20 protein-coding genes and 2 tRNA genes are annotated in these 24244 nt (G+C 39.5%); 8 read left to right on the forward strand and 14 right to left on the reverse strand.

What is annotated here, in order from left to right; genetic code table 11:
• Position 1 precedes the first annotated feature (1 nt).
• Positions 2 to 1561: a DUF4301 family protein gene (locus tag NT175_05490; protein MCX6234168.1), complete on the reverse strand. Its 1560-nt coding sequence runs from the start codon at positions 1559 to 1561 to the stop codon at positions 2 to 4.
• A gap of 84 nt (positions 1562 to 1645) precedes the next feature.
• On the opposite strand from NT175_05490, the gene NT175_05495 reads away from it, so the two are divergent.
• From NT175_05495 to NT175_05510, 4 genes are all read left to right on the forward strand, one after another.
• A tRNA-Leu gene (locus NT175_05495) sits at positions 1646 to 1732 on the forward strand.
• A 2-nt stretch (positions 1733 to 1734) separates the two neighbouring features.
• Positions 1735 to 1818: transfer RNA gene (locus tag NT175_05500), tRNA-Leu, on the forward strand.
• 53 nt (positions 1819 to 1871) lie between these two features.
• On the forward strand, positions 1872 to 4229 hold the full coding sequence (locus NT175_05505; protein MCX6234169.1) for a hypothetical protein: 2358 nt from the start codon (positions 1872 to 1874) through the stop codon (positions 4227 to 4229).
• Between the two features lie 24 nt (positions 4230 to 4253).
• On the forward strand, positions 4254 to 6002 hold the full coding sequence (locus tag NT175_05510; protein ID MCX6234170.1) for a hypothetical protein: 1749 nt from the start codon (positions 4254 to 4256) through the stop codon (positions 6000 to 6002).
• 38 nt (positions 6003 to 6040) lie between these two features.
• Here NT175_05510 and NT175_05515 read toward each other — a convergent pair whose 3' ends face one another.
• A complete protein-coding gene (locus tag NT175_05515) occupies positions 6041 to 6757 on the reverse strand; it encodes a hypothetical protein (GenBank protein ID MCX6234171.1) in 717 nt (238 codons plus the stop codon).
• Positions 6758 to 6862: 105 nt separating this feature from the next.
• Here NT175_05515 and NT175_05520 point away from each other — a divergent pair, with 105 nt between their 5' ends.
• Together NT175_05520 and NT175_05525 are read left to right on the forward strand one after the other, a co-directional pair.
• On the forward strand, positions 6863 to 8419 hold the full coding sequence (locus NT175_05520; protein MCX6234172.1) for a DUF5106 domain-containing protein: 1557 nt from the start codon (positions 6863 to 6865) through the stop codon (positions 8417 to 8419).
• On the forward strand, positions 8416 to 9630 hold the full coding sequence (locus NT175_05525) for a YCF48-related protein (protein MCX6234173.1): 1215 nt from the start codon (positions 8416 to 8418) through the stop codon (positions 9628 to 9630). The genes NT175_05520 and NT175_05525 overlap by 4 nt, the downstream gene beginning before the upstream one ends.
• Before the next feature lies 1 nt (position 9631).
• Here the strand turns inward: NT175_05525 and rplT are convergent, their stop codons facing one another.
• The 12 genes from rplT to ffh form a co-directional block, all read right to left on the reverse strand.
• On the reverse strand, positions 9632 to 9979 hold the full coding sequence (gene rplT / locus NT175_05530; GenBank protein MCX6234174.1) for a 50S ribosomal protein L20: 348 nt from the start codon (positions 9977 to 9979) through the stop codon (positions 9632 to 9634).
• 82 nt (positions 9980 to 10061) lie between these two features.
• Positions 10062 to 10256 (reverse strand): 50S ribosomal protein L35, encoded by a 195-nt coding sequence (gene rpmI, locus NT175_05535; protein MCX6234175.1) that lies wholly within the window; start codon positions 10254 to 10256, stop codon positions 10062 to 10064.
• A gap of 33 nt (positions 10257 to 10289) precedes the next feature.
• Positions 10290 to 10805, reverse strand: coding sequence for a translation initiation factor IF-3 (gene infC, locus NT175_05540; GenBank protein MCX6234176.1), 516 nt, complete (start codon positions 10803 to 10805; stop codon positions 10290 to 10292).
• A gap of 81 nt (positions 10806 to 10886) precedes the next feature.
• Entirely contained in the window at positions 10887 to 12827 is a 1941-nt protein-coding gene (gene thrS, locus NT175_05545; GenBank protein ID MCX6234177.1) for a threonine--tRNA ligase, read from the reverse strand.
• 75 nt (positions 12828 to 12902) lie between these two features.
• Positions 12903 to 13928: a deoxyhypusine synthase gene (locus NT175_05550; protein MCX6234178.1), complete on the reverse strand. Its 1026-nt coding sequence runs from the start codon at positions 13926 to 13928 to the stop codon at positions 12903 to 12905.
• Positions 13929 to 13943: 15 nt separating this feature from the next.
• The gene (speB, locus tag NT175_05555; protein MCX6234179.1) at positions 13944 to 14786 is read right to left on the reverse strand and encodes an agmatinase; all 843 of its coding nucleotides are present in this window, start codon (positions 14784 to 14786) and stop codon (positions 13944 to 13946) included.
• An 11-nt stretch (positions 14787 to 14797) separates the two neighbouring features.
• Positions 14798 to 15415, reverse strand: a complete 618-nt coding sequence (locus NT175_05560; GenBank protein ID MCX6234180.1) for a pyruvoyl-dependent arginine decarboxylase — start codon at positions 15413 to 15415, stop codon at positions 14798 to 14800.
• A gap of 306 nt (positions 15416 to 15721) precedes the next feature.
• On the reverse strand, positions 15722 to 17671 hold the full coding sequence (locus NT175_05565) for an OmpA family protein (GenBank protein ID MCX6234181.1): 1950 nt from the start codon (positions 17669 to 17671) through the stop codon (positions 15722 to 15724).
• A gap of 23 nt (positions 17672 to 17694) precedes the next feature.
• Positions 17695 to 18276, reverse strand: a complete 582-nt coding sequence (locus NT175_05570; GenBank protein MCX6234182.1) for a 7-carboxy-7-deazaguanine synthase QueE — start codon at positions 18274 to 18276, stop codon at positions 17695 to 17697.
• Positions 18277 to 18387: 111 nt separating this feature from the next.
• Positions 18388 to 19707, reverse strand: a complete 1320-nt coding sequence (locus NT175_05575) for a T9SS type A sorting domain-containing protein (protein ID MCX6234183.1) — start codon at positions 19705 to 19707, stop codon at positions 18388 to 18390.
• Positions 19682 to 20572, reverse strand: coding sequence for a bifunctional 5,10-methylene-tetrahydrofolate dehydrogenase/5,10-methylene-tetrahydrofolate cyclohydrolase (locus NT175_05580; GenBank protein MCX6234184.1), 891 nt, complete (start codon positions 20570 to 20572; stop codon positions 19682 to 19684). The genes NT175_05575 and NT175_05580 overlap by 26 nt, the downstream gene beginning before the upstream one ends.
• 17 nt (positions 20573 to 20589) lie before the next feature.
• Positions 20590 to 21924, reverse strand: a complete 1335-nt coding sequence (ffh, locus tag NT175_05585) for a signal recognition particle protein (protein MCX6234185.1) — start codon at positions 21922 to 21924, stop codon at positions 20590 to 20592.
• 151 nt (positions 21925 to 22075) lie between these two features.
• Here ffh and NT175_05590 point away from each other — a divergent pair, with 151 nt between their 5' ends.
• Positions 22076 to 23260, forward strand: coding sequence for a DUF362 domain-containing protein (locus NT175_05590; protein ID MCX6234186.1), 1185 nt, complete (start codon positions 22076 to 22078; stop codon positions 23258 to 23260).
• Positions 23261 to 23345: 85 nt separating this feature from the next.
• Complete coding sequence (locus NT175_05595; GenBank protein MCX6234187.1) at positions 23346 to 24161, forward strand: hypothetical protein; 816 nt, start codon at positions 23346 to 23348, stop codon at positions 24159 to 24161.
• Positions 24162 to 24244 lie beyond the last annotated feature (83 nt).

Genomic DNA, 24244 nt, shown 5'->3' on the forward strand with positions numbered 1-24244 from the left:
ATTATCTTCCCTGATGTTCCTCTCTCAACAGGTCATTCACAGTTTTAACGGGATTGAATGTAATCACAGGCACCTCAACAAAAATAGTTATCCATTGGGCCATGGCGCCATTCCATAAACCGGGTAATTCCTGAGCTTTGATATCCCTGCCATCTTTCGATTTTATAGATATAAATCCTGTGGATGGATCTATATATTTTAACAGGTCAATGGGTTCTCCTTTGTAGTTCTTTACACCACATACGATGTCCACAGGATTAAAATGAGTTGATCCATTGAGGATATCTCTCTGGGCAGGATTATTACTGTCAATCTGTGATGTTTCAACAATCTGCAGGGATATGGTGCCTTTTTCATTTTTCACCCAGAATGGTCCTCCTCCAGGTTCACCGAGATTTTTCACCATACCACATATGCGGATTGGCCGGTTCAAAAGATCAAATAGATGGGAAATTTTTTCTGGTTTTGTAAGACGCCCAAAATCTTCACTTATGTCCTGCATCAATTCCTGACGACAGAAATGACATATTGAAGCGATCTGCTCCTCGCTAACCGGTGATTCCATTATCCTTAAAAAATCTGACATATCTCTTTGTAATAGAAGCAGATATCCACCAAACGCTTTCTTATACAGGATGGTTTCATTTAACAGCCTTTCAGGAACAACATTGTCAATATTTTTAATAAAAATAATATCACCTTTCAAATCGTTTAAGTTCTCGATAAGTGCACCATGTCCGGCCGGACGAAAAAACAGGTTGCCATTCTTATCGCGGAATGGTCTGTTATCCATGTCGACAGCGATAGTATCTGTAGATGATTTCTGTAAGGAAAAGCTGATATCATATTTTACACCAAACTTTTTTTCATACTTATCTTTAACAAGTGTGGCATGTTCGGTGAATTTATCCATATGCTCAGGCGACACAGTGAAATGAACATTAACCTGATTTTTGCTATCCCGGCAATAATTTGCTCCTTCAACAAGATGCTCCTCAAGAGGTGTCCTTGCGCCATTAGGATAATAATGAAATTTTAACACACCTTTTGGAAGATTGGAATAATTCAGACCATTCCGGGTCAGGAGGGAATTAACAATGGACTTATAATCACCACTTTCCAATGATCTTTCTATATCTCCTCCATTTGCCTTCATTATCTTTTCCAAATCGGGAAAGAAGGCAAACTGATGAATATCCTGAATAAACCGGTATATAGAATGAAAGCCCTTATCTTTCACAAAGTGCTCATAAACATGTTTACCATCCCTTATTCTCTCGGTAAACTCAAACAAATGTTTGAACATTCGGCTGGCGGCTCCGGAAGCAGGAATAAATTTTATCAAATGGCATTTCTGAAAATTTTCATCATAATAATCAATGTATTTATTAATTTCAGATTCATTAAAAGCCTTGATGCCGTGCTTCACAGTAGCAGGGGCTATAAGGTCAACAAAAGGAAAACCATGAATAAAATTTTCAATCTGGGTTTCAATTTTGTCCAGATCAATGCCTAATGAACTGATTTGATTAAAATCCCTTGGGGATAAAGAGAGAGACATAAATCTACTGTTATTCAAAAAACAAAGATATATAAAATATAAAATTTTTATTTTGGATTTTTTTCGTATTTTTGCACTCCCTTTGCCCAGGTGGTGGAATTGGTAGACACGCTACTTTGAGGGGGTAGTGTCCGGTCGGACGTGCAAGTTCGAGTCTTGTCCTGGGCACCAATGCCCAAGTGGTGAAATTGGTAGACACGCTACATTCAGGGTGTAGTGGCCTTAAGGCCTTGCAAGTTCGAGTCTTGTCTTGGGCACCCTGAGATTTAAAAACCCCGAAACTTTTCGGGGTTTTCTTATAAATACATCCATGTCAGAAAGACTTCTCATTGCCTGGTTTTTTTGTTCAGCATTATTTTCCCCATTCAAGGCTTTTCAACAGGAAAATATTCTCATCGACACTGTCATTCATGAAACTGTTCATTATAATCTCCACAATGAAATCCACCACAAGGATCCGATCATCAATCATTTTATCAAGATTATCTCCGAAAGCATCAATAAAGACACTTACTCGACGGTATTTACCTGCTCTTTATCACACCGGGAAAAACTGAGCTCTGTAAACGATACGACTCTTATCTTCCATATTACCATTAACAGAAAAAACTGTTCAGGCGATACCTTCTATAAGGATTTCAATATCTCAGAGTATTTATACCCCTCCTGTGTAAGTTTTAATGTGAATATTACTTCAAATGGAGTGGTGTCACTTTATAAAATCCATTTTTCAAACATCTTTTTCAATAATAGCGATGTCTTTGATACGAGTTTGGAACTGATAAATTATGTTGATACCAGCGCATTTCAAATCATTTTTTCGGATCTGTCACTCAGCTTCAGAACAGAGGATCTGGAAAAATTTGATGATAAAATAATGGAAATCAATAATTATTATGTTTCAGGCAGTATCATTGACACTGCCATGAGAATCATTGACAAATGTGAATTATTTCCAAATAACAGGCTTCCTGAAGTATTTACACACTATATAGTGACAGATCAAATCATTCACCACCTGACCAACAATCACTTTGGTGTGGAACTTGGCATTGAAATGCATGACACGATAAAATATTATGACCGTCTGGATCTGCTCATGCGTCGGCAGGTCCTACTAGGGGACTTTCTGAAAGAAAAGATGGCTTTTTCACATCCGGCATTGTCCAGACAATTTTTCCTGAATCTGATCGGCCATTATATTGACCATTTGCTGTCGTTTTTCGATCAGGCGAAAAAGTCCGACTTACTTTCCGGGTCGATTTACTATGAATATGGTAAGACGGAATTTACAAATTCGAACCTGGCAAAATATGTCAGCCTTATTAAACCGGCCACTTACAATGAAAAACACAGCATTGCGATATCAGTTTTATTGAAACAAATCACTAATATATACTACACCCTGTGTCTTCATAAAGCTGACTCATTAATCAGCGAGGGTAGCTATTACGAAGCATGCGACCTGATATTAAATTCCACCAGTCTTTGTGAACATTATGGCGGTCAGAAGTACAATGAAGAGATGTTTATAAGGTTATCGCAGGCAGCCTATGGAATGCATGATTTTTATATCCTTTTATCCCGGAAGGCTATGGAAGCCGGAAACACAGACCTTTCAGAAAATTACCTGGAAAAAGCAGCAAAAATTCAGGAAGAAAACAGTATGTACATCATTTCTGCAGAGGCCGTCAGAACAGGGTATAAGATCATTTTTGATACATACATAACAAAAGCATTCCAGGAAGCCGGCTATGTTCCTAATGATACGCTGCTGACTATTCTCGGGGAAGCAGAAAAACTATCGTTACGCTACGGTTTGGAAAAGGATCCCCGATTTGATTCCTTGATTATGAATGCAGGAAAAACACCCATCCTGCAGAAGCTGAGCATAGCAAGGATGCACATCTGGGGCAATGAACCGGAAAAATCACAAACTCTCTATGATGAATGTCTCGTGATGACCAGCACCTACCGGTTAACTGAAGATCAGGAAATTTCTGCTGCACTTTCAGACCTCAAGGAGATGATCAAAAAAAGAAGATGCTTAAATGCTGAGCAGGGTTATATCGACTTGCTACTTGATGCAGAAGATGTTATCATGAACAATAATTATCTGACACTGGAATCCATATTGAAAAAGGCAATAAATCTATCTCAGGACGACACCTCGTGTATTATAAATGTTGATGCTGCGATCGCATTGTCACAAAAGTATTCACCGGCCATCAGCTATAAAAAAATGACCGCTCTTTTGCCAGAAGCTGTCATAGAAGGCAACTGCAAGAAAGCCATCAAACTGTTCATTGAAAGCAAGTGCTTTTATGAGGAAAAAAATATCGCTTCATTTGGGATGGAGATGGTCACTCTATCAGAAATATGTAAAAGCTATGGCAGTAATGAAACGCTATTATGCTTAGCTAAGGAATTAATCGATCTTAAATATCCGGAAAATACTCTTTCGATATTACATCATTTAGAAGACAGACAATTTCCTGATAAAGAAACCCTTACTATACAACAAAGACTCGGCAGAGAGCTGGCATCGGAGGATCAGAAGCTTTATCCCGATATTAATCCTTTAATTAAAATCAAGGATTATGTCAATGGGAAAAAATGGTTCAGTGTCTTTCAAAAAGCTTATCTTAGCACCTGGGAGCAAAAATAGAATAATCAAATTTTCTATTAGGTTATGTCTAAAAAGGAGACTCTCATCTTCCATTTGGTCTTTCTCGGCTTATTCATTATTGCAATTCTTTTAAGTGAGGAAAGACTTTATGCCGACGCAGGCTACTACCTGTCACGGGTAATTAATGCCAGGAGCTTTTGGATAGAACATGGCCGCGTTGTGCTGGCCTTTTCACAGATAATCCCTTTAGCGGGTGTCATATTACATATCCCTCTCAAGGTAATCATCATTATCTATTCACTAGGGCACGTCCTCTATTTTTATATTTTGTCGCTCTTCACATATTACTATCTCAAAAACAGATATGCCATAATAGCACTCATAGTGATGCAATTGGCAGGTATTACCCACGGTTATTTTTGTCCGCAGTTTGAAATGTATTATGGCGTAGGATTGCTGGTCGTTTTTTATGCTTTATTACAAAAAATCCCTTTAAAGAAATGGGAACTTATTCTGTTGGTGATTTTGGCTATTCTGATCTTGACCAGCCACCCGGTGAGTATACTTCTTTTAGCATTTACCATCCTACTTGACATAATTGTTAAAGAGAGAGGTATCAAAAGACTTCATATTTTTCTGTTGATTCTTGTTATTGCCGGAATCGTCTTCAAATCCCTCACAATGAGTGATTATGAAGGCGAAAAAATAAACTATCTCTTTAGTTTTAACCGGCACCACCATCATCTACAGATTATCAGCCTTTCCTATATGGCGAAATTGTCCATTTATCTCATTACATATTACTGGGATCTGATAATGATCTTCATTTTGTCAATGATTTACCTTTATTTCTCCAAAAAATCACTTCAAGCCGCACTTATCGTACTTTTTTTATCAGGTTACATCATTCTTATTAATATTACCAGTGATGGTCTCCAGACAGGCAGATATATGCAACAGGTATATTTTCCGATAGTTCCCATACTGGTGATACCATTCATCTTTGAAGTCTTCAGAAACACAAAAGGAATCAGTCACATTTCAAGTATAGTAGTCATTGCCTCTATTGTTATCTTTAGGATAATACAAATCGTTGAAGCGGGAGAGGTTTTCGGGCAAAGGGTCGCATATATCAAAGGTCTGGCAGCTTATGGCAGGCAAATGCCGGGAGATAAATTTTTCATAAACGAAAATGAAGACAAAAATCTGACAATGCCTTTCGGCTGGTCATTGCCGGTCGAATCTATATTGTACTCTTCTGAGAAAGGAAGAGATTTCACAGTATCACTGATCACTCAATCTGATTTAAACTTCAGGGATAACAGGATGAATCTGAAACCTGGCCAGTTTATATTCCAGCAGTGGGATATTTGTGAAGTAAGCTATCTTAATCCTAACTACTTCACACTTTGTAATGGCCTTTACCGGGAACTTGAAATGATTCCGATAAACATGACATCATTCGGTAAAAATTTGAAACTTTCATTTCATTATTCCAGATTATATACATTTAAAACCGGTGAAGCTGTCTATCTGCCGGTTAATATTGAGAATCTTAATAGTACTCCTATTACAGGTGATTTGCAAAAGAAAATAAAGATAGCTTATCACTGGTACAAAAATAAAGAACTCATTGAATGGGATGGTATCAGAACACCATTGAAAAGTTACATCATAAAAAAATCCGAACAGGATATACTTGTCATCACTCCTGATCAACCCGGAAGATACAGATTAGTCATTGAGATGCTTATTGAGGATCAGGCCTGGTTTGGGAATAATGTTGAGAGAGAAGTGGAGATTACTCAATGATCAATTATCAATGATCAGATATGAGAGAGGAATTATCGTTATTTGTCATTTATTATCTTCAGTAATTGCTTCAGTTCTGCTTCGATTTCTTTACGCATGTACACTTCTTTTTCAAATGCAGACCGTAATTCCAATAATTCATTTTCAAGGGCTTCTTTTTCGGCGAGGAGTAACTGATTGGATTCTGAAAATTTCCCGATTTGGTTACTTACATGTTGTCCCTCTGTTTCCAGCTTCTGGATAATGCTGTTTTGACCGGATATTTGTTTATTTAATCCGGCAAGATAAGTGTCTTTTTCAGAGACCAACCTTTTGCGACGCCTGAATTTGAAAATGTAAATAATCGCCACAATTAGAAATGTAAGGAACAGTAAGCAAACGGCTCCCCCTATAAAAAAAAGGAAATCAAATAAAAGATGAAGATTTTTGACTTCGGTTTCAGATTTTCCGAGTGATTGCTCTTTTTCAGTTAACTGCTGCTGTAAGAAAATAGTTTTCTCACTGGCTGTCTGGAGTCTGTTTATCAGATCAGGAAGCACCGAATCGATTATAATATCATCAGTTTTTACGATAGCTTCAAGGCTTTCGGAATAATTCCTCATATTGATCCATGTCCGACGTGTCATCGTGTCTTTGATCAGGAGGTAATTCTGGAAAGATTTGCCACGGTAGTAAAGCAATGAATCCATGTCGTGCTGTGATACGGCATCAAAGACAGAACAAAAGAGGATGATTGTCAGAATCGCTAATCGCATCAGTTCGAATTAATGTTTGTCGGCTCTTTCTCCGGATATCCGTAATGGGAACAAAGGTTTAAAATCCTATACTAAAATACAAATTTCTGATCATATAACGACATAATGAAGGTAATCACGGCAGAACCTTTATTTAAAATATTTACCTTTGAGAAACTTAAAAATTCATTACCTCCTGTCAAGATGTTGAGAAAGGGAACCGTTTATACTTTACTTATAGTTGCTCTCTGCTCATTATTTGTTGGTGCCGCCCCTGGAGGGTATAAAATCATTATCAGGATTAACCAATTATCGGATACTGTATGCTTTTTAGCCAGTTATTTCGGTGACAAGACTTTTCTGATCGATACAGCCTTTTGCAATTCCTCAGGAGAGTGTGTATTTCAGGGCGATACCACTCTCGATGCCGGAATGTATCTAATAGCCGGACAAAAGAAAAACAAGTTATTTGACTTCATCATCACCGACAGGCAGAATTTCCGAATTGAAACCGATGCAGCAGATTTTACAAAACAAATGAAGTTCAAAGGATCAGAGGAGAACACCTTGTTTTATGAATACATCAATTTTTTGTCGAAGAAATATAAAGAAGTGGATTACTGGCAGAATTTGCTAAAGCGACCTTCCCAGGGAGAAGATTCGGTTGTCATTATCCGTTCAGAGATTCTAAAGGTAGACAGGGAAGTAAAAGACTACCGGAACAATGTCATTTACCGTCATAGCGGTACTTTTCTTGCCACTTTTCTCACAGCTTCCATTGAACCAGAAATACCTCCTGATCCCGGATCGATGAGCGGCAATACAGATTCCTCTTTTGCTTACCGGTATTATAAGCAGCATTATTGGGATAATTTTGACCTGAATGATGAGAGGTTATTACGAACCCCCTTATTCCAGAAAAAAATCGATGACTATTTTGCGAAACTTGTCATTCCTGTAGCAGACTCACTATGTCAGGAAATTGACCGTTTATTGCTGAATGTTGCAGGTAATAATGAAATCTTCAAATATCTTCTGTGGAATTTTATCGTCAAATATGAGCGTTCAGAAATCATGGGGATGGATGCTGTTTTCGTTCACCTGGTAAAAAAATATATTCGTCCACAGCGCCTGGATTGGCTTAATGAAACTGTGAGACAAAACCTTATCGACAGGGCTAAAATACTTGATCCGCTGCTTATCGGCAAGCCGGCTCCTGTTATGATATTGCTGGACACGAATGACATTCCTGTTTCGCTTTATAGCATAAATGCACAATACACAATAATATATTTCTGGGAAAAAGATTGTGGTCATTGCCAGAAAGAGACTCCGTTATTAAAAGCCTTCTATAATAACAGCCATGATAGCCTGAATTTTGAAGTCTATGCAGTATGTATCGACACATCTATCGTAGCATGGAAAAAGTATATCCATGAAAAAGATCTCAGATGGATAAATGTCAATGGCTACCTAAGCATGACGAGTAATTTTCATGACCTTTATGATGTGCATTCCTCACCTGTTATGTACCTGCTTGATCAAAAGAAGAACATTCTGGCAAAGCGAATATTGACGGAACAGATAAAAGAACTCATCCTGAAAAAGGAAAAAATGAAAAATGAAATGTACAAAATAAAATTGATAAAAATGTATAATTATTTTATAACCAATGTATTATGATTAAAATGAAAATATCTAACAAGTGGTTTCTGCTTCATGTTCTCTTTCTTATATCGACGATGGTATATTCACAGCGTGGATGGACTCCCCAGAGTTCTGGGATCACAAAAACACTCACAGATGTGCACTTTGAGAGCAGCACTAAAGGTTGGGTGGTCGGATACAATGGAACAATCCTTAAAACAACAGATGGCGGAGAGAACTGGGAACTGCAAATACTCCAGCCATCCACCTATTGGGAAGGTGTTTGGTTCACCAGTGATACTACCGGCTGGGTATGCGGAACAATGGGCAAAATTTATCATACAATGGATGGTGGTAACACCTGGACCGAACAGATTAACGAATATATCGTTGACCTTTATGATGTTTGTTTTATAAATTCAAACACTGGCTGGATTGTCGGCGATAATGGTGTCATTTTAAATACCAACGATGGAGGTGAACATTGGTACTTCCAGTTCTCAGGTACCATGCAGAAATTATTATCCGTATCATTCAGCGATGTGAACAATGGATGGGCAACAGGTGGAACTGAGATCGGAGTACTGATTCATACTTTAAATGGCGGCGATGTATGGACCATCAGGGATCCAGGTATAAATGAATTGTTGTACTCGGTATTTTTCATCAATCCTTACATAGGATGGGTTGGACTGAATAATATGATTGTACATTCGACCGATGTTGGTGATCACTGGACTGAACAGCTGCCTGAAGGGGCTGACGGACCTATTACCGCTCTTTTTTTTATAAATGAGAACAAAGGTTGGGCTCTTCAGGGAGATAAGCTTTATTATACCACTACAAGCGGGGCACAATGGACACAGCAATTTTCAGCACCAGCATATAAGTTTTTCAATGGGATCCATTTCAGTGATGAAAACAATGGATGGGTCGTTGGTAAAGATGGGATCATCTTTCATACTACCGATGGGGGAATAAGTGATATAACAACCCTATTGTCTAATATGTGGAATATTTTTCCTAATCCCGGAAACGGATTATACACCATTTCTCCAGACAATAGCATTTGTTTCAAAGATAATTTCATTCAGGTGTATGACGCAGAAGGGCATCCAATATTGAAGCCTTTTTCCGTTAATGGAAATAAATCTATATTAGATCTGATGGATTATCCTGATGGGATATATTACGTTCAGATTGGAAATAAATCGGAATCAACAGTTAAAAAGGTGATCAAATTCTGAATCAGCTTTTAACAGCATCAACGATAGCTTTGAACGCTTCAGGATTATTCATGGCTAGGTCGGCCATGACCTTACGGCTGATCCTTATATTTTTCTCATTCAGCATACCTATGAATTCCGAATATGATAATCCATACTCTCTGACCCCGGCGTTTATTCGGGTAATCCACAGACTGCGGAAATTTCTTTTCTTCTTGCGTCTGTCGGTGTATGCATACTGAAGGCTTTTCTCGTAAGCATTCTTTGCTACTGTCCAAACATTCTTTCTGGCCCCAAACTGGCCTTTGACCCGCTTGAGGACTTTTTTTCGTCTCGCTCTTGAAGCGACTGAGTTAACTGATCGTGGCATTTTTGTTCTTTTTTTACTTCAGCGTTCCGGATCAAGGAAACTTAGGTGCTGAGAGTAAGTTAATAATTAAATTTATTACCGCTTACCGGACAAGCATCTGTTTGACTTTTCCAGCATCCGTTTTATCCACAATGGTAAAATAACCGAGATTGCGTTTACGTTTCTTGGATTTCTTTGTCAGGATGTGGCTCTTGAAAGCATGTTTCCTTTTCAGCTTGCCGGTACCGGTGAAAGAAAATCGTTTCTTGGCACCGGATTTCGTCTTCATCTTTGGCATTTCCTGCGTGTATTTATGGTTTTAATTCAGTTTCTATTTTTTAGGTGTAATGATCAGGGTCATACGTTTTCCTTCCAACCTGGGCAATTGCTCGACTTTTCCATATTCAGTCAGGTCATGTGCAAACCTAAGCAGGATAATTTCCCCTTGTTCTTTATAAACGATTGAACGACCTCTGAAAAATACATCGACTTTCACTTTTGCACCCTCCTGAAGGAATTTTATTGCATGTTTCAACTTAAAGTTGAAGTCATGATCATCTGTATTTGGGCCTAACCTGATCTCTTTAACAATGATTTTCGCCGTCTTTGCCCTCATTTCTTTAAGCTTCTTTTTCTGGTCATAAAGAAACTTCTTATAATCAATGACTTTACAAACAGGTGGATTAGCTGTCGGAGATATTTCCACCAGATCAAGGTCAAGGCTTTCAGCTATTCTGATTGCATCACGGATGTTATAAATACCCTGTTCAATATTTTCTCCTACAACTCGTACTACAGGCGATCTGATTCCCTCGTTTACCCTGTATTTATCTTCCTTTTTGGTAATATTCCTTTGTCCTCCAGGATTATTGAACGTTGTTGCTATTGTTTATTCCTCCTATCGTTTTGTTAATAAATGAATTAAATATTAATTATCTAATACTTTCTCAATCTCTTCCTTCACGCGGCGTGCAAAATCAGCAACTGTAAAAACACCTATATCACCCACTCCCTGCTTTCTAACAGAAATCATGGCCTGCACCTCTTCTTTTTCACCGACAATAAGCATGTAGGGAATCTTACTGACCTCAGCATCACGGATCTTCTTTCCCGCCTTTTCATTTCTCTCGTCAATTCGGGCGCGAATATCGCAATTATTCAGCAAATCTAAAACTTTTTTTGCATAATCAAGATATTTTTCGCTGATTGGCAATATGATAGCCTGATCGGGAGTAAGCCATAACGGGAATTTACCGCTGGTATGTTCAATCAACAGTGCAACGAATCGTTCCATTGAGCCAAAGGGGGCACGATGGATCATGATCGGTCTGTGCTTTTGATTATCACTGCCTGTATACTCCAGTTCAAAACGTTCAGGGAGATTGTAATCGACCTGTATGGTTCCAAGCTGCCATTTTCTCCCGAGTGCATCTTTAACCATGAAGTCCATCTTTGGTCCATAAAATGCAGCTTCGCCATACTCGATGACAATATCAGGCAGGTTTTTTTCTTTTGCTACCTCCAGAATGGCATTTTCTGCTTTTTCCCAATTCTCGTCAGATCCTATATACTTTTCTTTATTACTGGGATCACGTAGCGATATTTGGGTGGTAAAATCATTAAAATCCAATGCCTTGAATATCGTATACACGATATCCATCACGCCTACAAATTCCTCTTTAAGCTGATCGGGACGGCAGAAGATATGTGCATCATCCTGAGTAAAACCTCTGACACGAGTAAGACCGTGAAGTTCACCACTCAGTTCATAACGGTAGACGGTTCCAAATTCGGCATAACGTATCGGAAGGTCTTTATAGGAATGTGGACGGTCTTTGTAAATCTCACAATGATGCGGACAGTTCATCGGTTTAAGGAAAAATTGTTCGCCCTCTTCAGGGGTTGATATCGGCTGAAATGAATTTTTACCATATTTTTCGAAATGACCAGAAATCTTATACAGTTCAACATTGCCGATATGAGGAGTTACAACCGGTAAATAACCTGCCTTCTTTTGCAATTTTTTCAGATAATTTTCCAGACGCTCACGAAGCTGCGCACCACGTGGTAACCACAATGGCAGTCCAGATCCCACATTCTGTGAGAATGTAAACAGTTCAAGTTCTTTCCCAAGCTTACGGTGGTCTCTTTTCTTTGCTTCTTCCAATAGTTCCAGGAAATCGGTCAGGTCTTTCTGCTTGGAAAATGTGATGCCATAAATCCGTGTCAGTTGCTTTCGCTTAATATTGCCTCTCCAGTATGCACCGGCAATAGTCAGCAGTTTAACAGCCCGGATAAAGCTTGTATCAGGGAGGTGAGGACCTCTGCACAGATCGGTAAAAGTGCCCGATTTATAAAAGGTAATAGATCCTTCCTGAAGGTCATTGATCAGCTCAAGTTTATATTCATCGCCCTTTGCAGTAAAATATTTTGTCGCCTCAGCTTTTGTGACTTCTTCCCGGATGAATGTCTGGTTTTCCCTGGCCAATTCAAGCATTTTGTTTTCGATCTTCCTCAAATCATCTTCGGTAATGGAATAATCCATAAAGTCGACATCATAATAGAAGCCATTTTCAATATTCGGGCCGATGCCAAATTTTACCCCTGGATAAAGGCTTTCGATGGCTTCAGCCATCAGGTGTGCAGAGGAATGCCACATGGTGGCTTTACCTTCCTCATCGTCCCAGGTCAACAGGCGAAAAGTAGAATCATGGTATAGGGGCCGGGAAGCATCCCACACTTCACCATTAATTTTGGCTGAAAGAACTCTTCGGGCCAGACCTTCACTGATGCCGGATGCAATATCTATGGCCGTAACACCTTCAGGGTATTGCTTAACGGAATGATCAGGAAAAGTAATATTAATCATGACTATATGTCTGCTTTTCAAAAATTGGGTGCAAAGATAAGGATTTTATTATAAGAGAATTGTAAGGAATTATCATTAAGCGTCAAATATTTTTGCCCATTCCCATTTGCGGCGATTTTTCCATGTTCCTTTATGATAACAATAACTAAATATAAGAGGCAGGACAGTAGTAGCTTCTGCAAAGACCATCTGTTCATATACGGTATCCACTTTACCCCATGATGAGGCCTCCTTAAGTGTCGAACTGGAACAGGCTCCGTCACGGGCATCAGCAACAGTTATTTGGACAGCATACTTATGCATGGGTACATTAAAACCAAGAACTTCAGCACAAACAACTGTATCCTGGGCAAAGTTTTTAGGCACTCCCCCTCCGACCATAAACAAACCTGTACTCTGTGCTTTCATCTTGATTTTAGTCAGCTCCAAAAAATCCCTGACCGAATCAATGGTAACATGTTTATCAGGATTTTCCCACTGATGCTTGACTAAACCAAAACCTGCACTGCTATCGATAAATGCCGGGCAGAAGATGGGGACATTATTTTCAAAAGCAGCCTGTACCAGGGAGTCCTTTTTTTTCGAATATCTTACCAGGAAACGTCCCATTTCCCTGATAAATTCACGTGAAGAATAGGGTTTTGGCTCGAGAACTTCAGCTATTTTTTGAATCGCACTGTCGCACATTTGCAATTCTTCTTCATCAATATAGGTATCATAAATCCTGTCGATATATAATTCTCTCAGCGTCTTATCATTGACAAAAGGAGAACCTTTATAATGTTTGAAACCCAATGCCTCAAAGAAATCCATGTCAACTATGGATGCTCCTGTTGCAACGATCACATCGATCATGTTATTTTTCACCAAATCCACATATACCTGCATACAACCGGCAGCGCTGGTGCTTCCTGCCAGTGTAAGGATGACTGTGCAATCCTTATCGTCCAGCATCCGTTCAAAAATGTCAGCCGCAGAAGCTGTATCGCGGGATGAGAAGCCCATGTCGCGCATGGCAACGATAATAGGTGTGGCATCAAAAGACTTAATGTCAATGTGTTTGATAGTTTCTTTCAGAAAAAATTTCTTTTCTTTCGTCATGTGAATTTTCATTTTTCAAAGACAGAACTTATAGCTAAGCATTTTATATACGAGTTTTGCAGCAAGAAAATCAGAAGATTTATTAGCAGGATTGGGGCATAGTTCAACAACATCAAAGCCTACAACATTTAGCGATTCATTAACTTTCCTGAGAAGGGTGATCATCTGATAATATTCCAATCCGCCTGGTTCCGGTGTACCTGTGGAAGAAAGGACTGACGGATCAAATACATCAAGGTCAAGGGTGATGTAAACATTTTTTGAAAGCTGACCTATGACGTCATTCATCCATTCACTCCGGTCATAGAGATCTTTGGCAAAAAACACATGGTGTCCAGTCATAAATGGTTTTTCATCCACATCCATACTTCTTATACCAACCTGCACATAGGGGCATATTTCTCTTACCCTGGCCATCACACAAGCATGGTTGTAAATGCTGCCTTCGTATTCGTGACGGATGTCGGCATGAGCATCCAGTTGCAGAACACTGAAATCGGAAAATGATTCAGCATGGGCGATAATTGAACCAATACTGACGGAATGTTCTCCACCAAGAGTCACCACAAATTTCCCAGACTTAATATAGTTATTCACCAACTTGTATACTGAATGCACCATTTTTTTGGGAGTGCTATCGTGACTTATAGGATCAGAAGTATAAATACCAAACCGAAAGACCTCACTATCGGTTTCAATGTCATATAATTCCATATTTGCTGATGCTTCGATGATAGCTTCCGGACCTTTATCAGATCCTTTGATCCAGGTACTTGTTTTATCGTATGGAACAGGTAATACTACAATGCGCGATGTTTCCAGTCGCGAAAATTCATCTGGAATACCAGCAAAATTCATTGGTATTGTGCTTAAATGGACTGTTTGAAAATGCTGTCATTACCATTTTTGGATAGCACCGGATAAAGGTAGTTCGTAAAGCAAAGAGCCACCAGTGCTGTACCATACTTTTTCCCTGGAATAAATGATTCAGTAATAATTCGTTTTTCTTTCAGGGAATAGTCTTCCTCAAATCCATTGATGTATAATTCATTCAGGCTATCCTTAAGAAGAAGTTCGATTTCGTCAGTTGAGTAATTGCCATTATGTTCACACACCAGTCCGCCGAATTTTTCATTACTTCTTCTGTCATAGAGCCAACCCAGGATGATACCGGCGCTGACGCGTTCACCTTGTAATGAGTTACCGACAGCCATGATGGATTCCATCACAGATCCATGTACAAGGTTTTTAGGTCTTTCGATTTCCTGAGCTATGGCAGGCATGATAGAAGAATAGGTCATGATATTGACCCGTTCTATTCCGGCGGCACGGAGAGCCAAATGATATGAACCGGCATGAACCGTGATATCACTTTCTCCGGAACCTTTGGTAACGAAATACTCTCTGGGAATACGATTCCCGATCACCATTCCATTAAGGCCATTTACCTTCGGAAAGGATATTAAAGGTAACGTTTGAGTAATCATCTGTGCACATAAAATTAACTTTGTTTGTTAAAAGGGTATATTTTCTGGTCTACCCGTTAACTACCAACGTATATAATTGATTGCCAGATGATTACCCAACCATATGTCCTGCCTTTTATCCGTTTTGGCTATGGATGTCGGTTATGTGGCACAACCCTCTGAAAGGCTGGTAACCAATTATATACAATAAAAAAAGCAAAAACACTTGCTATAAAGTCTGCAAAAATAAAGGTATTTTTCTATATAATAGTTAAAAAAATATAGAAATAATATTAGAATTTTACTAACAAGGAATTTGCCAGAGAATTATTGAGCGCCTATTATCTTAAATTCAGTTCTGCGGTTGTGATTTCTACCTTCAGGTGTATCATTGCTGTCGATGGGCTGCGAGGAACCATATCCCCGGTAATCCAAACGAGATGAAGGAATTCCGCATTTTACCAGAAAATCGTACACTGCCTTGGCTCTTCGCTCAGATAAGTCACTATTATAGGATAAATTTCCGACATTATCCGTATGCCCTGAAATTTCGATTTTTAGATTTCGGTTTTCTTCAAGAAAACTGATCAATTTTTGAAGTTCAGATTGTGACTCATCTTTGATGTCTGATTTATCAAAATCAAAAAATATATTGTTGAGAACGACCGTCTCGCCAGGTTTCAACGGCTTCAAGGGAATGTCTTTAAAAAAAGGCGAAAGCTCGGTATTTCTGCCTATCAGGGTAAAATTATCTGAATAAAAAAGATATTTATCTTTTGCCACATGCAGAGAATAGTTTTTATCGGAGGGAAGGCAGAGAATAAATTCGCCTGTGACAGGATCAGAATTGGATTCCACGAGTGTATCACCTGTTTTCAGATCAATGAGTGTAAAGGATGATCCAAGCCGGATATTCGTTATGGCATCATAAACAACTCCTTTAAGATAAGTCACCGGAACAGGCTTAATACTTGAATCAATGACAAAGCTGTAGATATCACTTTTTCCTGAGCCTCCTGACATTCCAGATGAAAAATAGGCATTCAGGCCAGTTGCATCAATAATGATATTGATTTCATCGGCCCACGTGTTGAGAGGATACCCAAGATTGACCGGCATTGACCACTCCCCTTTAACATCTTTCCGTGAAATAAACAGGTCATATCCACCCATTCCCATATGCCCCCTGGAAGAGAAATAAAGAGTTTGCCCGTCGGGATGGATGTATGGTGCCATCTCATCCTCTGAAGTATTGACAAGATCACCAAGATTTTCAGGTCGACTCCATTTCCCGTCAGGTTGTATGGTTGATTTCCAAATATCTGATTTTCCTATACCTCCTTTTCGAGTACTACAAAAATAGAGAGTTCGTCCATCTGAAGAGAAACAAGGTTGTGATTCCCAGGTAGAAGAATTTATGACGGGACCCAGGTTTTGGGAAGTTGTCCACCCCTCTCCAACCTTTTTACTGAAATACAAATCGCAACTTCCATAACCATCATCCCTGTTACAGGCAGCAAAAAATATATATTTACCATCAGGAGAAATACATAAAGCCCCTTCATTATCGATTGTATTTACAGACGGTCCCAGCGACGTGGCCTTTCTCCAGAAACCGGCATCATTTTCAGATACATAAAAATCCTCATTAACCACATAGCGATTCGCTTCCCCGGCTATTTGGTCAGGTTTTCTCCTTGTCAGGTATAATTTTTTCCCATCAACAGTTATAGCGTTGACATATTCATCATCAGGCGTATTAATGCTATCACCCAGGTTCACCGGCTCAAAGACAACCGGATTTTGTTGCAATTTAATGGCAAAATCGCAGTCACCAATGTATTTCGCAATAATTGATTTTTTGGCCTGAGAAATTTCCGGATAATTCCGGCATACTGTGAAATGTTCCCTGGCCTTTTCATATAAACCTGAGCCGAGTTCAAGTTTGCCTATGAGAAGGTAAACTTCCGGATAAAAATCCGGATTTATCCCAATAGCAGCAGTGTAAGCATCAATAGCCTTGGCATATTCTTTAAGCTCTGTGTAAATATCACCTAACAGCAGATATGCCTCGACGAATTGCCGGTCAATGGCAATTGCTTCCAAAGCTGATTTTTCAGCCTGGAAATAATCAGATGAAATAATATTTTTTCCGGCAAGGCGATAATACTTAATAGCTCGCTTTGAATCTGTTGTCAGGATTTCCTTGTTAACCTGGCAATAAACTGGATAGGAGAAATAAAATGCCAGGCAAAATAATATTACAAGGGATTTCATGCGCTCAAGTCAATAGTTATTTTCTACGGGATACCAATATATTTATGACTCTGTAATGAGATCCTCCATTCAGGATGCTGCATAATGTAATCAGTTATTATTGGAATTATGGTAGTACGCCTGCTCCACTCAGATTGAAGCAGCAAGTTACAATTCTCCTTCACTTTAGAGGCGCACTCTTCTGCCCATTCAAAATCACTAATATCAGAAATAATAACTTTCAATTCATTCGCTTTATTATATAATTCATGTAATGAGTTTCTATTCTTTTTGGGTGATAGGCATATCCAGTCCCAGACACCGCTGAGAGGATAAGCACCTGAAGTTTCAAGGAAGGTTCTGACACCAGATTTTCTGACACCATTGCATAGAAGATCAAGGTTATATAAAAGTGGCTCTCCACCGGTCACGACCACTGCCCTGGCTTTGCAGGATATAATATGACTGACGATTTCCTCAACGGGTGTTAAGGGGTGAATTGCAGGATTCCAGGATTCTTTCTCATCACACCAGTGACAACCAATATCACAGCCTCCAATCCGCACAAAATATGCTGCGCTTCCGGTATTCATACCCTCGCCCTGGATACTATAAAACTCTTCCATTAACGGAAGCAGTCTCCCTTGACGGAGAGGTTCAGTGACTATGAAATTCTGCAACTTTGAAAACACCATTAAGATCAATATCAGTTTGGATGCCGGAGAATTGCTTTAAAATCATTCAATTATAAGCTTTTTCAATATGAACTGGTCTGCCGATGTGACTTTGATAAAGTAAGTGCCGTGTGTAAAATCCTGGGTTAAAATATTCAATGAATAAGTCTGTTGCGGGGATACAAAAACCGTGTCATCATTATAGACTTTCTCGCCATCGGTATTAAATATATCTATCACAAGGCATGAATCAGGGAGATCGGAAACCAGCAGGGATGCTTTTTCATTTTTAAGAGGATACAAAACTTTGACTTTAAAGGGATCAGGTAAATCATAAGCCAGATCACTCCTTACCGGGGAAGTCCATCGCCCGGTATTGACCCTGAAAATACACTGCGGAACAGAAGACTGCTCTGTTGATATGAGAATATTTTCATTATCGGTATAAGCAACACTTTCAGTTTTTGTGACAAGAAGACCTGGAAAATCAATTCTCCGTTTATTACCAGAAAAAAAATCATTGGTTTTATAGCCGAACAATATGGTTATAAATGATTGAAAATCAGAACACCCAACAAGTGTTAAGTGTTTACCATCCGGACTTAATCCTGCACCAGTAATAAGTCCCTTCACATTATAGCTATTACGTGGAGATATCTCATAGACGCCAGGCATAATTGGTAAGGTATAAACTTTTGTGGCATTGTCTTCCCAGTTTTTAGTAAAAAGAAAGAGGCTGTCATCCTTGCAGACCAAAGCCTCGCAATCAAAATTATGATGATACGGATTGAACTTGTAGTTTCTCTGATCAATGTAAGTAAAATAAATGACTTCAGTTTTTACAGTTGCATTGCCTTTTTCGGGTATTTGCCGTTTGGATACTTTATAAATACATAAATCTTTCCTGTTGCCTGCTTTATTTCCAAAATCACCGATATAAAGGAAAGAAGAGTCCTGAGTAATATCCTCCCAGTCCTTGTTACTGGTATTTTTTAAAATGATCGTTTGTATCACTTTACCTGTAATAGTATCGATCTTATAAATTTCAGCTTCTCCTCCACTGTCATTGATGGTCCATAATCCACCCTTAAAAAAAACCAGACCTGATGTTTCGCTGACTTTGTCATCGAGTTTTCGTATATAAAGAGGGGGGGAATAATTTGTCGGCCCATACAGGCATGAACCATCATTCTCAACAGCGTCAGACCGGAAGTTGATAGCATGGGGGTCGGTACATCCGATAATCTGCGTGTAGCCATTTAAAGATGACACCAATAAAACAACAATGATGAATATCTTTTTAATTAGCATGAATAACTGATAGACTAATCTGAAGTCAGACCTGCATTCTAAAACTTTAATCTTCACTCTTATAAACTTCATTTTTAAAAGCCTTCAATGTATTGACAAGGAGGGCGGCTCTGGTCATGGGGCCAACGCCTCCGGGCACCGGAGAAATAAAACTGCATTTTTCGGAAACCTCATCAAATTTCACATCCCCTACCAGCGCAAATCCTGAACTTTTAGAATCATCGCGCACGCGGTTAGTTCCGACGTCAATAACCACAGCATTCTTTTTTACCATATACTCCCGCACAAATTCCGGTCTACCAATTGCAGCTATAAGGATATCAGCTCTTTTGCAGATTTCCTCAATATTTTTTGATTTACTGTGACAAAGTGTAACAGTGCAGTTTCCAGGATATCTTTTTTTTGAGAGCAGGATACTAAGCGGGGATCCCACAATATGACTCCGTCCCAGAATAACGCATTCCTTACCTTCTGTCTCTATTTGATATCTTTCCATCAGTTGAAGGATACCAAAGGGTGTAGCTGGCAAGTAAGCAGGCATATCAAGAGCAAGCCGGCCGATGTTAACAGGGTGAAAGCCATCCACATCCTTCGATGGTTTAATGTGTTCAATGATCCTGTTCCAGGAGATATGAGCTGGCAAAGGAAGCTGAACTATCATTCCATTGACATCGTCATCCTTATTGATAAAGTCGACCGCTTGAAGTAGTTCTTTTTCCGAAATTGTGGAGGGATATTTATATATAGAAGAAATTATACCCACTTCCAGGCAGTCTTTTTCTTTGTTTCTCACATAGGTCTGGCTGGCAGGATCATCGCCCACGAGAACAGCAGCCAGGTGGGGAGTGGTGCCCTGCTGGTCGATACATGCTGCCACTTCTCTGGCGATTTCGGCTCTTATTTCAGAAGCCATCCGTTTACCGTCAATTAATTCCATTCCTATTCAGATTAATTTTATCTTCGAGGTCTGTTGCGCATCATTCGCATCATATTCTTCGCCCCGCCTGTTGTTACCATCTTCATCATCTTACGTGTATCATCAAATTGTTTGATAAGCCTGTTGACCTCCTGTATCGAAGTACCGCTGCCAAATGCAATGCGTTTCCTGCGGCTGCCATTGATAATGGATGGATCCTGGCGTTCCTGAGGAGTCATTGAAAAAATTATAGCTTCCAATCCTTTAAAGGCATTATCATCAAGATCCACGTCTCTAAGGGCTTTGCCCATGCCTGGCAACATTCCGACAAGGTCTTTGACATTTCCCATCTTCTTGATTTGTTTAATCTGCGACAGGAAATCGTCAAAATTAAACTGGTTTCTGGCAATCTTCTTTTGAAGCTTTTTGGCTTCAACTTCGTCATATTGTTCCTGGGCACGCTCTACCAATGAAACTATATCGCCCATACCCAATATTCTGTCAGCCATTCTTTCCGGGTAAAAAACATCAATAGCGTCCATCTTCTCGCCGACACCGACAAATTTGATAGATTTATTTACTACAGCTTTAATTGTAAGGGCTGCACCACCCCGTGTGTCGCCGTCGAGTTTAGTAAGAATGACTCCATCGTAATCCAGCCGGTCATTGAATGCCTTTGCTGTGTTCACAGCATCCTGTCCTGTCATGGCATCAACGACAAATAGTGTTTCCTGTGGTTTGACAGCCGATTTAATGGCTGCGATCTCGTTCATCATTTCCTCATCTACAGCCAGACGACCTGCTGTATCAATAATAACGGTATTATAGCCCCTGCTTTGTGCATAGGACACTGCGTTCCGGGCGATCTTGACCGGATCGCGGTTGTCGTCCTCAATATAAACATCCACACTGATTTGCTCTGCAAGTATTTTGAGCTGTTCCACAGCTGCAGGGCGGTATACGTCACATGCAACAAGCAAAGGGCTTCGCCCCCTTTTTGTTTTAAGATAATTGGCCAGCTTTGCACTAAAGGTGGTCTTACCGGAGCCATTAAGGCCGGCCATAAGAATGATGACTGGTGCACCTTTGAGATTCAGTTCGGCTTTTTCCCCGCCCATAAGGGCTGCAAGTTCGTCATGCACTATTTTTACCATAAGCTGCCCCGGCGATACTGCACTTAATATCTTTTGTCCAAGAGCCTTATCTTTGACCTGATCGGTAAACTGCCTGGCAATCCTAAAGCTGACATCTGCATCCAGCAATGCCTTCCGAACATCTTTCAATGTTTCGGCAACATTAATCTCAGTAATATAACCCTGACCTTTCAGTATCTTGAAAGCCCTGTCAAGCCTGTCACTTAAATTCTCAAACATCGCGCTGTTTACATTATCAAATGGCAGGCAAAATTAATAATTTTTAAGGTTGATGGATTTGCTGTTTATAAATCAACTAAAAATATTGAATCTGTAAACATTATCTATTCTGATGAATTCGATAAATTTGAAAAGACAAATCTGATGTAATATGAAAGCATCACGCGATAGTTCAAAATTAAGCCGCCGCCGGTTCTTTCATCTGGCCGGATTGGGCAGTATGGCATTGATGATCACACTATCATTCTTCAGGAAATCCGTTGCACAGGATGTTACTGAGAAGAAAAAACCGTCAACAAATATCAAGGATGCTTTAGCGTTTCCCAGAAAGGATACTTCCTTACCGGGTAAATTTCCTGGCAAAGTAGTTAAAGTTCATCATGAGAGCTGCATTGCAGGGAATAAGATTGATCAAAAGGCAGCAGCAAAAATGGTGGAAAAAGCTTTGCTACAATTGACAGATATGACGACTATTGCTGAAGCATGGAGGATGTTTGTTTCCCCTGGCGATGTCGTCGCATTAAAGGTCAATCCGATTGGTGGCAAAGTATTATCAACAAGTCTTGAGATCACAGAGGCGATCATTTCACAACTCGAGCAGTCAGGCGTGCCACGACAGAACATCGTTATCTTCGACAGACGTGAATTCGAACTGTTTGATGCAGGTTTTACCAAAGAACGGTTTCCCGGAATAAAACTTAAAGGAACAGAACTGAAAGATAAGGATGGTTCCTTTTATGATCAGGATGGACGCTTATACAGTGAGCAAATGATTGATAAAGAATGGTTTTACTGGGCTGATGTGGAAGGGGAATATGATTCGGAGACTATGCCATATATGATTAATGGAGGTAAATATTCGTATTTCAGCAAGGTTGTTACTCAGGAAGTCGATAAGATCATCAACGTACCTGTCCTGAAAAACGCGGGCACATCCGTGACACTATGCCTGAAAAATCTGGCTTATGGCTGTGTAACCAATACGGGGCGATTGCATAAAGATTTGTGGAGTGACACCTTAGCAGAAGCATGCGCCTTCCCTCCCATCAGGGATAAGGTCGTACTGAATATTGTCGACGGCATTAGAGGTTGTCATGAGGGCGGACCCGGCGCTGATCCGCAATATATTTCAGAATTCAAAACACTTTTGGTTGGAACTGATCCCGTTGCCGTTGACCGGATTGGTTATGAGATGATACTTAAGAAACGGATAGAAACAGGCATCCAGCAAAAAGAGACACAAAGGGGAAAAGAATTTATGTTCATGGCTGAAAACCTCAACCTTGGTATTGCCAACCTGGACAATATTAAGGTTGAATCACTTGATCTGGTTTGAAATAGTCTATAACGATACATCCATTTTTAAAATGAGATTATATTTAAGCGCACTTTTTCTAAGCCTGGCGTGTACTATTAGCCTAATGGCACAAAGACCTGACAAAACACCTTTTATTGAACCAAAGGATATTTCCGGTGGAACAATAGTCCGATCTTCGGTTTATGAAGGTAATGCCTTATGGGGATATATCGACGGCGGTGCAGATATATATCTGGAATATGGATTTTTAAGGGTCTTCGTTCAGGAAATAGACTGGCAAGGCAAGGTCATCAAGATAGACGTCTTTGAAATGTCAGATAAGGAAGCAGCTTTGGGGATTTTTTCTCTCCACCGTAATAATTGTGAAACCATTGACTCACTGCCTGTTCAACACTGTTACAATCCATATCAGCTCATTATCTTAAAAGGATGTTATTATATTTCCATAATCATCTCAAAGCCACAGAATCAGCAGATTATGGTACTCCTAGCCAGGATTGTCACTGATAAAATACCTGATGATACGATCATCTTCCCTGATCTTTTAACAAATGAACCACTAAAGCAACACTTACCATTATTAAGATTCTTCAGGGGAAAAATCGGTTTAATGAATGGCTATCCTCAATTTGAAGAGCTGTTTGGCAATTACCAGGGAATAAATATCTATGTAATACCCGTCAAAAAAGGTGATACCATCATCGATATAGCTTATATTATCTTTAGCACACCACAGGATATGCAGCGATTTTGCGAAGCCAATGAATTTCTTGAAAGTGAATACGGCTACTTTTATTCGAGAACAGAAAACGGTCTTACGAGGAAAGCAAAACTCTTTCTTCCCAAGGCTATGCTCTATATGGAAACCAATACAGTTGACTCCCGGTTTGCCGGCCCTTATTTAAGGCTGTTTGATTGATTTGAAAATTTCAGGATAATGCTTAATTTTATCACATTAATACTCCGGAAACCAGGTAAAAATTGTCATAATGTGATCCACCC

This window comes from Bacteroidota bacterium, from assembly GCA_026391695.1.
Lineage (GTDB): Bacteria > Bacteroidota > Bacteroidia > Bacteroidales > JAGONC01 > JAPLDP01.